Raw genomic sequence first — 14,344 nt, 5'->3', positions numbered from 1 at the left:
AGCCTTAAGAATGGTGCGTTACGGCTTACGCCTAACACACCCTACAAATATTTAGTTTTTTCAGAAATCAAATATGATTCCTATAGATAGTCAGCAACGCCCAAAATTTAGTTCTACGCTGGCACGACAAATTTTTCACTACCAGCTAGTCCAAAAGCAGCATGAATGACTTGCAAAGCTTTAACACCTTGCTCTTGTGCCACGACACAGCTAATTTTTATTTCTGAGGTGGCAATCATTTGAATATTAATTTGGTGTTCGGCTAGTGCTTCAAACATTTTTGCGGCTACGCCTGGTTGTCCCACCATACCTGCACCTACAATACTTACCTTAGCGATCGCACTATCTAAAACAACTTCACCCCATCCTAATTCTGCTGCTACTTGGGTAAGCATTTTTTTTGCACTTTCCCCGTCTATCCGCGAGACTGTAAAGGCAATATCTCGTCTGGGAACACCATCAATCACCCGACAGCGCTGAGATTGGATAATCATATCAACGCTGATATTATGCTGCGCTAATAATCCAAACAACTTCGCCGCCATCCCCGGCCGATCTGGCAATTGGCGAATAGCAAGACGCGCTTGGTTCAAATCGAGAGCGACACCGCGAACGGGAGAAGTGGGGAGTGGGGAGTGGGGAGTGGGGAGTGGGGAGGATAAAAAAATTAATTTATTTTCCCCTGCTTCCCCTGCTTCCCCTGCTTCCCCTGCCTCCCCTGCTTCCCCTGCTTCCCCTGCTCCCTGCCCCCCTGCCTCTATCTCAAAGGCGCTACGGAGTGCGTTGACGGCGCGATCGCATTCAACTGCATCAACTACGCAACTTACTTTCACTTCGCTGGTGGAAATCATTTGGATATTCACGCCTGCTTCTGCCAAGGTGGCGAACATCTTTGCAGCTACACCAGGACGCCCAATCATTCCCGCGCCTGCGATGCTGACTTTGGCAATGTTATGTTCCACCATTACCTCGGCTTCGTCAGATTTGGGGTTAGATTGACTCCTCAGTGCTGGGGCGATCGCTGCTGCTACTGCTTCTGCTCGTTTTAATATTGGTGTGGTGACAGTAAAGGCAATGTCATTACTGTTACCTTCATGAACTGACTGAATAATCAAATCTACGTCTACTTTTTGCCGAGAAATTTCGCCAAATAATCTTGCTGCTACGCCTGGTTTATCGGGTACACGCAACAAAGCCACCTTTGCTTGGTCAGTGTCAAATTCTACAGCATCCACCGGACGGGCAATTTCTAGATTGATCAGCGATCGCCCTTGGGGTTTGGCTGATGTTACCCAAGTACCGGGGGCATCCGTCCAGCTAGACCTAACTACTAAGGGAACACCATAGTTGCGAGCAATTTCTACAGCGCGGGGATGTAGCACTTTTGCGCCTAAGCTAGCTAGTTCCAACATTTCATTACAGGTGATGGCATCCATCAACTGGGCTTCGGCAACTAAGCGGGGGTCTGTAGTTAAAATCCCTGGTACATCTGTATAAATTTCACAAAAATTTGCTTGTAATGCGGCTGCGATCGCCACCGCCGATGTGTCAGAACCACCACGCCCCAAAGTTGTAATTTCCATTTCTCCGGCGCTGGATGTGCCTTGAAAGCCTGCAACTACAACTACTTTACCTGCATTGATGTGACGAGTTAGGCGAGTAGTTTCAATATGCAAAATCCGAGCGCGGCTGTGTTCTGCTTCGGTAACAATTCCTACCTGAGCGCCAGTCATCGAAATTGCGGGTTGTCCAAGTTCCTGCAAAGCCATACTAAGTAAGGCGATGGTGACTTGTTCCCCAGTGGAAAGCAGCATATCCATTTCCCGGCGGTTAGGATTTGGAGAAATTTCATTAGCGAGTTTGACAAGTCCATCGGTAGTTTTGCCCATTGCCGAAACCACTACTACAAGCGAGTTTCCAGCTTTAACGGTATTGTAAACTCGTTGTGCAACAGCTTGAATCCGTTCGACTGAACCGACAGATGTACCACCGTATTTCTGAACTATGAGCGCCATAACTTTTATGCAATCAATTGTGTCTGCTTTGATTAATGCCCCCGCCGGGTCAGAAAGCCTTGAAGACTTATCAGTTATATAGTTTACTAAATATCGCGCAGAATGCCCCATCTAATCTTCAGCCTTATGCACGAAATCTTTAACTCTAACGTTTGTGGCGACTAATGCAAGTCCTTAATTGAGCATCTGCATATTTATAGCAACAGCCAAGGTAATTAGGACATCAACAGATGATAAAACTTAGACACAAAAAAACTTTTCACCCAGTCCCCAGTCCCCAGCCCCTTGCTATATAAGCTATGACTAAAGATTATTCAAAAACTACATCTTCATAAAGTGCTGCCATTGTTTCCTCAAAATCCACGCTGTTGAGTCGAAATGATTTATCTTCTGCTGTGTAGGATTGTAAAACCCAGAGTCTCTGCTCATTACGTCGAAAACACTCGACTCGCTGACGTTTTGTATTAATTAAAACATACTCTTGCAGACTTTCCAGCGTTTGATAATCGGCGAATTTGTCGCCCCGGTCAAAGGCTTCGGTAGAATTAGATAAAACTTCGACAATTAAACAGGGAAATCTTTTATAAGCTGGCGTTTCTTGATCTCGTTGGTCGCAAGTAACCATAACATCGGGATAATAAAAGCGATTTAGAGATTCAATTCTGGCTTTCATGTCAGCGATGTAAACACGACAACCAGAGCTGCGTACATGATTACGGAGGAGAGCGAACAGGTTCCCAGCAATGGTAACGTGTGGGTCAAGCGCCCCAGCCATCGCGTAGATATAGCCGTCGATATATTCATGTTTGACAGGGTTTTCTTCCTCTATTTGGAGGTACTCTTCAGGGGTAAGGTAGTTCTGTTGGGGTGAGGTTATCATATTTGCAACTTCAAGGTTTAAACGATGCTGATTTTTAGGGTGAAGTTAGTATTTTAAGTAAGTTGGCACAATAAATTCAAACTATATGAATAAAAATGAATTAAGCTAAAACCCTTATGCCTATTGCCTATTGCCTATTGCCTATTGCCTATTGCCTATTGCCTTATCCCAACGATAATTATTTACGCCAACTTACTTATTTATTTTGTACCAAATAAGCGATCGCCTGCATCTCCCAACCCAGGAATAATATAACCATGTTCATCCAAATGGTCATCAATGGCGGCTGTATACAATGGCACATCTGGATGTATTTCACAAAAATGCTTAATACCTTCCGGTGCAGCGAGTAAACAGACAAATTTAATTGATAAAGGATTAGTTGATTTTAGCCGTTCTACAGCTGCCACAGCCGAATTCCCAGTGGCCAGCATTGGGTCTACCACGAGCATATCTCGTTGGTCAACATCATGAGGAACTTTGAAATAATACTCAACAGCAATTAGGGTTTTCGGATCACGGTATAAACCAATATGCCCCACCCGTGCTGATGGCATCAACTCCAGCATCCCATCCAAAATTCCCTGTCCTGCACGCATCACAGAAACTAGCACCAACTTTTTCTCAGGAGCAAGCATGGGTGCATTCATCGCGGCTAGTGGTGTTTTAATTGGTTCATATTTAAGCGGGAAATCCCGTGTGACTTCATAAGCTAACAACAAGCTAATTTCTTTAAGAAGAGTGCGAAATTCCGTTGTGCTAGTTTCAGCTTTACGCATCAGCGTTAATTTGTGCTGAATCAATGGGTGTTCAATTAGTGTTACTTGGTTGTGCATATTTTAGTCAATAATTATTTGATGTAGCAATCCCATTTGAGTTGTGAAATTAGTTGCGGGGGTAGGCAATAGGCAATAGGCAATAGGCAATAGGCAATAGGCAATAGATTTTTTTTTACGAATGATTTAGGATTGCTATAGCTGATTTTTTTCAGCGTCCCGCCTACTTTATAAAGGCACTTTACTGAAATTACTTAATCGCTTGCGTTTTCCATTCCAAAATTTAGAAATTATTTCAAGCTAAAATACTGTGCCATCACTATCGATTTGGATAGGGGATGTACCAGCTATTCTGAGTTCAGCAGCAATTTTGCGCCCAGCTGTCCAGGTTCCCCCTTGCAGGATTTTCACTAGTGGTAATTCTTCGGGACTCATGCCCAACTTTTGGCGGACTGTGGCGGCAATTTGATCCAAAAGAATTACGGTCAAAGCACGCCATTCAACTATAACTTCTGATCCTACTGAGTGGGGCGATGCCTGCGGCGGGCTACGCCTACGCAAAACATCTGGATGTTTCGGATTAATCAGCCCCAAATCAATACACAATCCCCCATTCCGATATTCTGGTAATCCAGTCAGGGCATCTAAACCAGTAATTACCAAACCGAGTTCCTGTAGTGGTTCTAATAAAGAGTATGTCAGCCACTGAGACAATTTGTGAAATGGCACTAAACCATCATCCGCAACTGCTGGATGTTGCCAAACATCTCCCAAATTCACCCCAGCAATTTCTAATCTGCTAGGCCAAATTTCACTCAGTCCTTCTAAAACTGCATTGAAAACAGTTGTAGCTGCTAACTGTCCGTTTTGAGATTTGCCCAAAAGATAATTTACCAAATTCCCTGGACGGGGGTTTTCATTTCCAAATAAATTCGGTGAATCAACTAAAACTTGACCTAATTTTTGTAATAATTTCAACCGCCCAGGAATTCCCACCAAAGGATTATTTGTATTTACCTGAAACCCAGCTTTAAGTTCTGCTTCTGTAAATACTTGCAATCTTTGAGCATCTACCTGAGGCAAATTATGGCTCGAAAAAGCTCCTTGACAAAACATTTGGAAACTGGCTACAGCCAACCCTTCCGATCGCACCAAATTTAATCCAGTCTCCTGCTCATCATAACGCCAATCATTCCCCGCCCCTGCATCTAACAATACGCTGACAATTGCCAAATCAAACTTAGCAGCAGCTTTTTCCAGAGGCGTTAGTCCTGCTAGCTGGCTATCTAACTGGGTTAAACGCGATACACCTCCAACCTCAAAATGTCGCCAACGACTATGAAACGGAATTTCGAGATCCGGGTACTCGCCGCGCATGACTTCAACTACATAATCTGCTACTTTAGTCAACTGCGTTAAATCACAAGTAAAATAACGCGACTGTCCCTCAATTACCAATGCAAACAGTTGCCCACAACGTTCCCGAATCGCCGTTGGAGAACGAAGATATGCAATCAATTCTTCTTTGTCATTTGTCATTAGTTATTCTCCCCCTGCTTCCCCTGCTTCCCCTGCTTCCCCTGCTCCCCCTGCCTCCCCTGCCTCCCCACTCCCTATTCCACCAACCCTCGTCCCTTCACCTCAGCCAAACCATCTGCATCTAATACATCCCCTGTAGTGTAATATCCAGCAGCCTTCTTAGCCTCCATTTCTACCCGTGCATCTGGGGGAATCAAATCCTCTGGAATTGGTATCCTTTCCACAATCTCAATTCCCGACTGAATTATAGCGTTGTACTTCATATTGCTCATCGACACCATCCGATCAATGCGGGTGATGCCCAACCAATGCAACACATCCGGCATCAATTCTTGAAAGCGCATGTCTTCCACTCCGGCGACACATTCTGTACGGGTAAAGTAGGCATCAGCGCGATCGCCTCCTTCTTGACGCTTCCGGGCGTTGTAAACTAAGAATTTCGTCACTTCACCTAAAGCGCGACCTTCTTTGCGGCAATAGACAACTATACCGACACCGCCTTCTTGTGCCGTTTGGACACACACTTCAATTCCATGTACCAGATAGGGGCGACAGGTGCAGATATCTGAGCCAAACACATCAGAACCGTTGCATTCATCATGAACCCGCACCGCTACAGGTTTATTGGGATCTGCGATCGCAGCTATATCACCGATAATATATACTGTCACACCCCCAATTGGCGGCAAAAACACCTCCAAATCTGATCGCGTCACCAATTCGGGAAACATCCCCCCAGTTTGCTCAAATAAAGCGCGACGCAAGTGTGATTCTGCAATGCCAAAACGCTTGGCAATTCCTGGTAAATACCAAACAGGTTCAACTGCGGCTTTGGTGACAACCAAATCACCGCCTGGTTTCATAATCTTGCCATCTACCTGCAAACGACCTTTATCTACTGCATCTTGCAGTTCTGGCATATTGATGTGAGCTTTAGTGATAGCGATCGTGGGACGAATATCATATCCCTGTTGGTAATAGGATGCAAAAACCTCAGATGCGATGCCTCCAAAGGGGTCGAGGGATACTATTTTATTAGGGTCAGCCCAACTAGGATGAGGCCCGATATGCTCTACTGGGGATGTATTTGTCAGATCCGCTCGATGATCCGACTGCAAAGCACCGCTAGCCACTGCTAAAGCGCGATAAATCGCATAACTACCAGAATGAGTACCAATCACGTTGCGATGTGCCTGCTTAGTTAGCGTGGCAATAATCGGCCCGCGTTCCATAGGTTCGGCTGCTCCCCATTGAATAGGGATTGGTTTAGGGCCAAAGCTACTAGGATGGGAAGTAAGAACAATATGCCTGGAAACGTCATTTTGCTTTGGCATAGTCATTATTTTTTAAGGATGTTTTTATCAGCTATTACTCACTAGGGATCTGTCAACTACCTCTAGCCAGTTTTTATTTTTATGGCTCTAAATGACTAGCGTGGTATTAGTCATATTACTGAATACAATAAATAACACAGAAAATTCATAAATAGCAATTAATCAGTGCAAATTTAAAGATGACTTTAAAAATGAATTAATAGATATATTTTGTGAGAAAGTTAATACAAAGGTATATTCACTGATCTCAAATTCATGGATTCTTTATCTATCAATTCCTTACTTGAAGAGTTGAAAAACCCCGATGCCACAGTCCGGGATAAGGCAACCAGAAAAATCTGGCGGATTTGGTTTCAGCAAAAGGGAATCTATGGACTGGAAATAATTGATCGCAGTCAAAAGCTACTGGATGCAGGTGAAATTGCTGAAGCCGAAACAGCACTGACTGCACTAATCAAAGACCAGCCAGATTTTGCCGAAGCTTGGAATCGCCGAGCCTTTCTCTATTACAGTATTGGTGATTATCAAAAATCTCTGGCAGATTGTCAGATGGTTGTGCAGATAAATCCGATACATTTTGGGGCGCTTCACGGTATGGGTTTGTGTTATGCAGCACTAGGAGAGTATGGTGAAGCTATCAGAGCTTTTAAACGTGCTCTAGAAATTCAGCCCTATTCGCTAGTGAATCAAAAGTTGATTCTAGAATGTACATTTAGATTCACCTACAACGGCAAATAGGAGAGAGCATCATACTGTTTTATGAATCCGTCATCACCCTCATCAACAGCAGTTCATCGCCTTAGTCGCCGTAATTTTATTCAATACTGTTCTGTCTGGATTGGTAGTAGCTTCATTGCTGGTTGTACTAACAGCAACCAACTATCAACTAGTAATTCTGGGTTGGATAAAGTTACATTTGGCACAAACTGGATAGCACAAGCAGAACACGGCGGATTTTACCAAGCGAACGCCACTGGTATTTATAAAGACTATGGTTTAGATGTAACTATCAAAATGGGTGGTCCGCAGGTTCCCAGTGGTACTCAATTGTTGATGGGGGGTGCGGTAGATTTCTTCATGGGTTATGGCATAGATGCCGTGAATGCCATAGCACAAGGTATTCCCAAAATCACAGTTGCAGCAATTTTCCAGAAAGACCCTTGGTGTCTTATTGCACATCCCAACACAGCAATTAAAACCCTTGCCGACCTCAAAGGCAAACCAATTTATGTCTCTGCTTCTGCTAACATTACCTATTGGCCATTACTCGAAGCAAAGTATGGTTTTACCGAAGATCAGAAACGCCCTTACAACTTTAATCCGGCTCCTTTTCTGATTGACAAAAACTCAGCCCAACAAGGTTATATTACATCTGAACCCTTTGCGATTGAGAAGCAGGGTGGTTTTCAGCCAGTAGTATTTTTATTAGCAGATTATGGTTATCAACCTTATGCAACCACTATTGAAACAAAAAAAGAACTAGTAGAAAAAAATCCAGAATTAGTGCAGCGATTTGTTGATGCCTCAATTAAAGGTTGGTATAGCTACTTAGAAAATCCCCAACCAGGTAATCAGTTGATTAAAAAAGATAATCCAGAAATGACGGATGAGCAACTTGTCTATAGCCTTCAAAAGCTAAAAGAATATGGAATTATCCTTTATGATGCCGCAGAGAAACAAGGTATTGGGGCGATGAGTGACGCAAGGTGGAAATCACTCTTTGACAGCATGGTTGATACTAAGATTTCTAAATCTAACGTTAACTACCAGGAAGCATACACCTTGCAATTTGTGAATAAAGGGGTAGGCTATTACAAGAAGTAAGCCGCTTGCTATTCTCCAGATTTTTTGAATGAGTAACCGTACCATTATCACACTCAATCAGATTAGCAAGGTCTATACCAATGGCACTGTTGCCCTGCAAGACCTGAATTTAGCAATTCCAGAGTCGCAATTTGTCAGTTTAGTTGGCCCCTCCGGGTGCGGTAAAAGTACAGTCCTGCGCCTGATTGCCGGATTGGGGCGCATAAGTTCTGGTACTATTGATTGGGGTATAACTCAGCAAGCAAGAAAGCTGGCTTTTGTTTTCCAAGATGCCGCACTTATGCCTTGGGCAAACGTCAGGGAGAATGTCCGCCTACCTCTAAAGTTGGCGAAAATGTCTAAAAAAGATAGCCAAAAATTGGTGGAGCAGGCATTAGCACTGGTAAGATTAGAAGGTTTTGAGGAAAACTATCCCCGCCAATTATCAGGTGGGATGAAAATGCGGGTATCAATTGCTAGGGCATTAGTTACTCAGCCAAATGTTTTGTTGATGGATGAACCATTTGGCGCATTAGATGAAATTACTCGTAGCAAACTCAATGGTGATTTACTCGATTTGTGGCTTCAACAACGCTGGACGGTAGTTTTTGTTACTCACAATATTTACGAAGCAGTGTATTTATCAAATCGGGTGCTAGTTATGGGGACAAGTCCCGGAAGGATTGTAGCTGATGTAGAAATTGATGTTCCCTACCCCCGTAACCATGACTTTCGCACATCATTGCTGTATAACCAATATTGTCGGCAGGTTTCTCAGCATTTAGCCCAAGCTATAAGCTCTGTGCCAATTTAAAATTTTGAATTTTTATGCTATTTATCCGTCGTACCCAATCACAAAAGACATCGAGCAAGTTTCTTTCTGCTGACGTTTTGGCACCGATGGGAGTTGGAATTATAGCATTATTTTTATGGGATATATTTGTGCGGATAACACACCTACCTCCTTATATCCTTCCTGGCCCTTTATTAGTATTTAAAACCTTAATCACTGACTGGAACGAGCTTTTTCCATCACTATTAATTACACTGCAAATCACAGTCGTTGCTTTTATTGCTGCGGCTATTTCTGGTTTACTCATGGCGATTTTATTCACCCAAAGTAAATGGATTGAACGCAGTTTATTTCCTTATGCAGTAATTTTACAAACAACTCCGATAGTTGCGATCGCACCCTTAATCATTCTTTGGTTAAAAAATAACACTTTTGCCGCCTTAGTAGTTTGTGCCTGGATTGTCGCCTTTTTCCCCATCGTATCCAACACTACACTAGGACTCAACAGCGTTGACCGGAACTTGCTCAACCTATTTCAGCTTTACAAAGCTTCTCGCTGGCAAACTCTGCTATATCTCCGTTTACCCAGCGCCATGCCCTATTTCTTAGGTGGTTTAAAAATTAGCGGTGGTTTAGCATTAATTGGCGCAGTGGTTGCCGAATTTGTCGCTGGTACTGGTGGGGCAAAATCTGGCATTGCTTACCGGATTTTAATTTCTAGCTACAACTTACAAATTCCTCGGATGTTTGCGGCATTATTTCTCACAACTGGGTTGGGTGTATTAATTTTTGTCAGCTTGAGTGCCCTATCTGACTTTATATTAAGTAAGTGGCATGAAAGTGCAGTGAAACAAGAAAACTAGGCTTGTTTTTTATCACTCAACTCCTCTGTGTGCTTTTGCGTTACAAAATAAGAATTATGAATTTTTGCCTTTTTCAATTTGCGATCGTAACTGTGAATTTTCTTGATATTAAATTTCAATATTTCTTTGTTTCCAGTAATTTGGTTTGCGCTTACCATGCGCGATCGCAATAACCCAAATCACTTCTTCAAGCTCCGTATAAAAAATGAGATAGGGAAAACGTTGAATAGCATAACGACGTATTCCTTCAATCTTGTGTAGAGTTCCTAAGTTCGGATTTTCCTGAATTTTAAGAAAAACTTTTTCCACTTCAGACAGTAAATCTAGCCCCAAGCCTACTTTTTGAGCTTCATAGTAAGCTATTGCAGCATCAAGTTCCTTGCGAGCTTCGGTGTGGATAACAATAAATTTCACGAATACTTTTCTCGTAACTCAGAAAAAACTTGAGATGATGGTTCTCCAATAGCTGTTTTGCTATTAATATCCTCTAACCGTTGGGTTAATTCCGTATCCCAAGCATTTTCTATATTATCATCTATACCCTCATCTAGAGAATGAATTAAAAAGTACGCAATTTCAGCACGTTCTTTTGCAGAAAGCTGAGAAAGTTTGAGTTTAAGTTTTTCCGCAGTTTCATTCATGCTTTGGAGTCTCCTCAACAATTCTAATTATAAGCTCAACTATCTGGTCATAACTACTTTACAGGCTAATTGCGATCGCTATTATGTTTCCATATTAATAATAAAGTATGACGAAAACTTACTTAGATGCCCTGATTAATAAGTTATGACAAAAACGAACTTGAATGCTCTAATTAATTCTCTAGAAGGCATAGAAACCATCACCGACTCCGCCCAAGTCGCAAAATTATCGCAGGATTATCACAGTTTTAGCCCGGTACTTGTGCCGAAACTAGAGGGAAAAGTCGGGGATATTGTAGTGCGTCCCGCCAATGAAGCAGAGGTTTTAAAAGTTGCCGCCGCCTGTGCGAAACACCGTGTACCCGTGACGGTACGAGGTGCGGGAACTGGAAATTATGGGCAATGTGTACCGTTGCATGGTGGCGTAATTTTAGATATGACGCGGATGCAGGAGATTCTTTGGGTAAAGCCAGGGGTGGCGCGGGTAGAAGCTGGGGTGAAGTTGGCGGCTTTGGATAAAAAAACCAGAGAAATCGGCTGGGAAATCCGCATGGCTCCCTCCACTTACCGCACAGCCACAATTGGCGGATTTATTGCTGGGGGTAGTGGGGGCATTGGTTCGATCCAATATGGGTTATTAGGCGATCGCGGTAATATCCTAGCACTGCGAGTGGTAACTGTAGAAGATGAACCTCGTGCGATCGAATTACGCGGCGACGATGTGCAAAAGGTGAATCATGCTTGGGGAATTAACGGCATCATCACTGAAGCAGAAATCCCCTTGGGGCCAGCTTATCCTTGGGCAGAAGTGATTGTCACCTTTGACGACTTTATGACAGCAGCAAAGTTTGGTCAGGCTCTTGGCAATGCTGATGGGATGATTAAGAAGTTGATTTCTGTTTTTGCAGCTCCAATTCCTCAATACTTTCATGCCCTACAAGAGTATATTCCTGAAGGGACTCATCCAGTATTTTTGATAGTTGCTGAATCGAGTTTGGAATTCTTACCGGGTTTGGTGCAGCAATATGGCGGCAAAATTACTTATGAAAAACCAGCCGAGGAAGCAGCCAAAGGTATACATTTAGGAGAATTTTGCTGGAACCACACTACCTTACACGCCAGGAGTGTAGATACTGGTATTACATATTTACAAAGTATGTTTCCTAGCGACCGCAGTTTGCAACTAGTACAGCACATGTATCATCACTTCGGCGATGAGGTAATGATGCATTTGGAATTCTTTCGGGTGAACGGTGCCGTAGTTCCTGGTGCTTTGCAACTTGTGCGCTACACCACCGAAGAACGCCTCAATGAGATTATCCGCTATCACGAAGAACACGGTGTGAGTATTGCCAATCCCCACACATATATTATTGAAGACGGCGGCAGAAAAGTTATTGACCCTGAGCAGTTAAAATTTAAGGAAATAGTTGACCCATATCGGTTGATGAATCCCGGTAAAAGCAAGGTTATTCAATTGCAAATTCAAAATTAGCAAACTACAAAAAACACATCTCAGAATTTTTTCTGTATATTTGTGTAACTTCGCTTCAAAAAGCTAGCTGTTAGGCGTTTATAATTTGTGGTTTGATTTCAACACCCGTGGGGATAACCCAAAATCCACCATCCCAAAATCGCCCATGATTGAAATTGACGGTTCCTACGGAGAGGGAGGCGGACAAGTTCTTCGCACTTCCTTAAGTCTAGCGGCCATCACTGGCGAACCCATACGAATTTCAGGCATTCGCGCTGGACGCAAAAAGCCAGGATTAGCAGCACAACACTTAACCGCAGTTCAGGCTGCGGCGAGGATTTGTAATGCCCAATTACAGGGTGATGCTTTGGGTTCAATGCTGCTGGAATTCATCCCAGGTAGTGCTGTGCAAGCTGGAACTTATACCTTTGATGTTAGTAAAGCACAAGTTGGTGGTTCTGCGGGTGCGATCGCTCTAGTTTTACAGACAATTCTCTTACCTTTGGCACTAGCATCGGGCAATTCCCAAGTAACACTAAAGGGTGGAACTCATGTAAACTTTAGCCCGACAGTGACGTACATTGAGCAAGTTTACCTACCGATATTGCAACGCATGGGTGTAGAAGCCCAAGTCAAGTTAGGCGCTTGGGGGTGGTTTCCTAAAGGTGGCGGAGAGGTACAGTTGCAGGTAAGTGGCGGGGGTAAACTCAACGGTATCAACTTGCTAGAACGGGGAGAATTACAACAGGTGCGAGGGCTAGCAGTGGTGACAGAATTGCCTTCGCATATTCCCCAACGGATGGCGAATCGTGCCGAGAATTTGTTACGGGAAGCCCATTTGAAAGTTGCTGTACACGCTTTGCGAGAAAGAGGTATCGCACCTGGGGCAGGTATTTTTTTAACTGCTGAGTATCAAAACAGCTTGACTGGCTTTGGTGGATTTGGGCGTTTGCGATTGTCGGCGGAAACAGTTGCAGAAATTGCTTGTCAGCAACTCCTTGAGTTTCATCACACCGGGGCAGCAGTAGATGAACATTTAGCAGATCAGTTATTATTACCAGCTGCTTTAGCGTCACAAGAAAGTCATTATCGAGTAGCTGAGGTGAGTAGACATTTGACGACGAATGCGGCGGTAATTGAACAGTTTGGGTTGGCGCAAATAACAGTTGATGAAGCTGATAAAATAGTGTCAGTAAAGAGTTTGAATAGATGAATAAGTGTTTATGCAATAAATAGTACTAAGATAAGCACAATAAATTACAGCACTCACTAACACTTTACCCTCATCCCCGATGACAAAATCACGCGTGGGTGTACGGCTGCATAGAAATTTGCCTCATTTCCAAGAGTGGAAATGAGGCAAAGGTGTTTTATTTAAGCGGAGACAGAAAACTTTTGATGGTTTATTTAAGAGGATTTGCAATCAAAATTGTAACCTGCATGTGTTGTAACAATAAGCAACCGACCAATTTACAAGGCAATGCAAATATAGTTGAGACTGAGTTCAGTTCTCTCTGATACTTGCTACTTTCTTAAGTATCGAACAGAGCGTTTGAATTAACCTCTGTCAAAGGCATATACTTAGGTTAAGTCAGTTTGCGATCGCAAATACAAAGGATTAGTCATTGGGCGTTGGGCATTCGTCTGATAAGGTCTTTGATCTCCATTAATGAGTTATTAACAGACGATCGCACCCATTTAAATTTTCTGCACCTACATCTAAAACTAAAGTTTTCAGGCGATCGCACAAAGCGCCCCCTAGAAACGATCAGCATTTTATACAAAAAAGAGACTACAATAACATTGTATTTGCAGTGTATTTGCAGTTTATTTCTCGTTATTAGGTTTGAGTCTAGGAACGCCAGCAACGAGTGTAAGTAGGAGATATTCATTTATGCCAAGATGGACTGCACAGGAGAAAGAAGCGTATCGAACCGAGGTGATGCAACGCGTTACCGCAGCGATGCCCTCAGTAATGCAGGAATATGCCTCAATTAATTGGGCAGAGGAACTCAAAGGCTACCATACCGAACATGAATATTACCCTGAATACATCCACGCTCCCATTCATGGCCTAACCGATTCCTACACCAACCCTCAGTCTTGTTTAGCCTGGGATGCTGCGATGGATGCCATTATTCCCCTCAGCCACAAAGCCCCAACGGGGCTGGTAATAGTGCGTTACGCTGTCGCTAACGCACCCTACGTATATTTTCAAAAATCAAA

14 protein-coding genes are annotated in these 14,344 nt (G+C 43.2%); 7 read left to right on the top strand and 7 right to left on the bottom strand.

Annotated features, from left to right (window positions below; all coding sequences use genetic code 11):
• Nucleotides 1-113: 113 nt before the first annotated feature.
• The 5 genes from VB740_RS32325 to VB740_RS32305 all read right to left on the bottom strand — a co-directional run bounded on the left by VB740_RS32325 (nucleotide 114) and on the right by VB740_RS32305 (nucleotide 6,544).
• Nucleotides 114-2,015 carry an aspartate kinase gene (locus VB740_RS32325; protein WP_323203914.1) on the bottom strand — a complete coding sequence of 634 codons (1,902 nt, stop codon included), beginning with the start codon at nucleotides 2,013-2,015 and terminating at the stop codon, nucleotides 114-116.
• A 310-nt stretch (nucleotides 2,016-2,325) separates the two neighbouring features.
• Nucleotides 2,326-2,895, bottom strand: a complete 570-nt coding sequence (locus VB740_RS32320) for a Uma2 family endonuclease (protein WP_323203913.1) — start codon at nucleotides 2,893-2,895, stop codon at nucleotides 2,326-2,328.
• Between the two features lie 200 nt (nucleotides 2,896-3,095).
• On the bottom strand, nucleotides 3,096-3,731 hold the full coding sequence (upp, locus tag VB740_RS32315; RefSeq protein WP_323203912.1) for a uracil phosphoribosyltransferase: 636 nt from the start codon (nucleotides 3,729-3,731) through the stop codon (nucleotides 3,096-3,098).
• 240 nt (nucleotides 3,732-3,971) lie between these two features.
• Nucleotides 3,972-5,210, bottom strand: a complete 1,239-nt coding sequence (locus VB740_RS32310; protein ID WP_323203911.1) for a URC4/urg3 family protein — start codon at nucleotides 5,208-5,210, stop codon at nucleotides 3,972-3,974.
• Nucleotides 5,211-5,284: 74 nt separating this feature from the next.
• The gene (locus tag VB740_RS32305; RefSeq protein ID WP_323203910.1) at nucleotides 5,285-6,544 is read right to left on the bottom strand and encodes a GTP cyclohydrolase II; all 1,260 of its coding nucleotides are present in this window, start codon (nucleotides 6,542-6,544) and stop codon (nucleotides 5,285-5,287) included.
• A gap of 255 nt (nucleotides 6,545-6,799) precedes the next feature.
• On the opposite strand from VB740_RS32305, the gene VB740_RS32300 reads away from it, so the two are divergent.
• Genes VB740_RS32300 through VB740_RS32285 form a run of 4 tightly spaced genes read left to right on the top strand, consistent with a single transcriptional unit; the run spans nucleotide 6,800 to nucleotide 10,003 of the window.
• Nucleotides 6,800-7,282: a tetratricopeptide repeat protein gene (locus VB740_RS32300; RefSeq protein WP_323203909.1), complete on the top strand. Its 483-nt coding sequence runs from the start codon at nucleotides 6,800-6,802 to the stop codon at nucleotides 7,280-7,282.
• 21 nt (nucleotides 7,283-7,303) lie between these two features.
• Nucleotides 7,304-8,368, top strand: a complete 1,065-nt coding sequence (locus tag VB740_RS32295; protein WP_323203908.1) for an ABC transporter substrate-binding protein — start codon at nucleotides 7,304-7,306, stop codon at nucleotides 8,366-8,368.
• 28 nt (nucleotides 8,369-8,396) lie between these two features.
• Nucleotides 8,397-9,161 (top strand): ABC transporter ATP-binding protein, encoded by a 765-nt coding sequence (locus VB740_RS32290; RefSeq protein ID WP_323203907.1) that lies wholly within the window; start codon nucleotides 8,397-8,399, stop codon nucleotides 9,159-9,161.
• A 14-nt stretch (nucleotides 9,162-9,175) separates the two neighbouring features.
• On the top strand, nucleotides 9,176-10,003 hold the full coding sequence (locus VB740_RS32285; RefSeq protein WP_323203906.1) for an ABC transporter permease: 828 nt from the start codon (nucleotides 9,176-9,178) through the stop codon (nucleotides 10,001-10,003).
• A 108-nt stretch (nucleotides 10,004-10,111) separates the two neighbouring features.
• On the opposite strand, the gene VB740_RS32280 is transcribed toward VB740_RS32285, so the two are convergent.
• A complete protein-coding gene (locus tag VB740_RS32280; protein WP_323203905.1) occupies nucleotides 10,112-10,417 on the bottom strand; it encodes a type II toxin-antitoxin system RelE/ParE family toxin in 306 nt (101 codons plus the stop codon).
• Complete coding sequence (locus VB740_RS32275) at nucleotides 10,414-10,644, bottom strand: addiction module protein (RefSeq protein ID WP_323203904.1); 231 nt, start codon at nucleotides 10,642-10,644, stop codon at nucleotides 10,414-10,416. The genes VB740_RS32280 and VB740_RS32275 overlap by 4 nt, the downstream gene beginning before the upstream one ends.
• A gap of 145 nt (nucleotides 10,645-10,789) precedes the next feature.
• On the opposite strand from VB740_RS32275, the gene VB740_RS32270 reads away from it, so the two are divergent.
• From VB740_RS32270 to VB740_RS32260, 3 genes are all read left to right on the top strand, one after another.
• On the top strand, nucleotides 10,790-12,139 hold the full coding sequence (locus VB740_RS32270) for an FAD-binding oxidoreductase (RefSeq protein ID WP_323203903.1): 1,350 nt from the start codon (nucleotides 10,790-10,792) through the stop codon (nucleotides 12,137-12,139).
• Nucleotides 12,140-12,284: 145 nt separating this feature from the next.
• Entirely contained in the window at nucleotides 12,285-13,331 is a 1,047-nt protein-coding gene (rtcA, locus tag VB740_RS32265) for an RNA 3'-terminal phosphate cyclase (RefSeq protein WP_323203902.1), read from the top strand.
• A 681-nt stretch (nucleotides 13,332-14,012) separates the two neighbouring features.
• The coding region (locus tag VB740_RS32260; RefSeq protein WP_323203901.1) for a hypothetical protein at nucleotides 14,013-14,344 on the top strand (332 nt) is incomplete at its 3' end.

It is taken from the genome of Nostoc sp. UHCC 0251, assembly GCF_034932245.1.
GTDB lineage: Bacteria > Cyanobacteriota > Cyanobacteriia > Cyanobacteriales > Nostocaceae > Nostoc.
This window is presented reverse-complemented; position numbering and strand designations above follow the sequence as displayed.

Bases quoted from the DNA above. Each gene is read 5' to 3' on its own strand.
- VB740_RS32325 (WP_323203914.1), bottom strand. From the start codon at position 2,015: ATGGCGCTCATAGTTCAGAAATACGGTGGTACATCTGTCGGTTCAGTC.
- VB740_RS32320 (WP_323203913.1), bottom strand. From the start codon at position 2,895: ATGATAACCTCACCCCAACAGAACTACCTTACCCCTGAAGAGTACCTC.
- upp (WP_323203912.1), bottom strand. From the start codon at position 3,731: ATGCACAACCAAGTAACACTAATTGAACACCCATTGATTCAGCACAAA.
- VB740_RS32310 (WP_323203911.1), bottom strand. From the start codon at position 5,210: ATGACAAATGACAAAGAAGAATTGATTGCATATCTTCGTTCTCCAACG.
- VB740_RS32305 (WP_323203910.1), bottom strand. From the start codon at position 6,544: ATGCCAAAGCAAAATGACGTTTCCAGGCATATTGTTCTTACTTCCCAT.
- VB740_RS32300 (WP_323203909.1), top strand. From the start codon at position 6,800: ATGGATTCTTTATCTATCAATTCCTTACTTGAAGAGTTGAAAAACCCC.
- VB740_RS32295 (WP_323203908.1), top strand. From the start codon at position 7,304: ATGAATCCGTCATCACCCTCATCAACAGCAGTTCATCGCCTTAGTCGC.
- VB740_RS32290 (WP_323203907.1), top strand. From the start codon at position 8,397: ATGAGTAACCGTACCATTATCACACTCAATCAGATTAGCAAGGTCTAT.
- VB740_RS32285 (WP_323203906.1), top strand. From the start codon at position 9,176: ATGCTATTTATCCGTCGTACCCAATCACAAAAGACATCGAGCAAGTTT.
- VB740_RS32275 (WP_323203904.1), bottom strand. From the start codon at position 10,644: ATGAATGAAACTGCGGAAAAACTTAAACTCAAACTTTCTCAGCTTTCT.
- VB740_RS32270 (WP_323203903.1), top strand. From the start codon at position 10,790: ATGACAAAAACGAACTTGAATGCTCTAATTAATTCTCTAGAAGGCATA.
- rtcA (WP_323203902.1), top strand. From the start codon at position 12,285: ATGATTGAAATTGACGGTTCCTACGGAGAGGGAGGCGGACAAGTTCTT.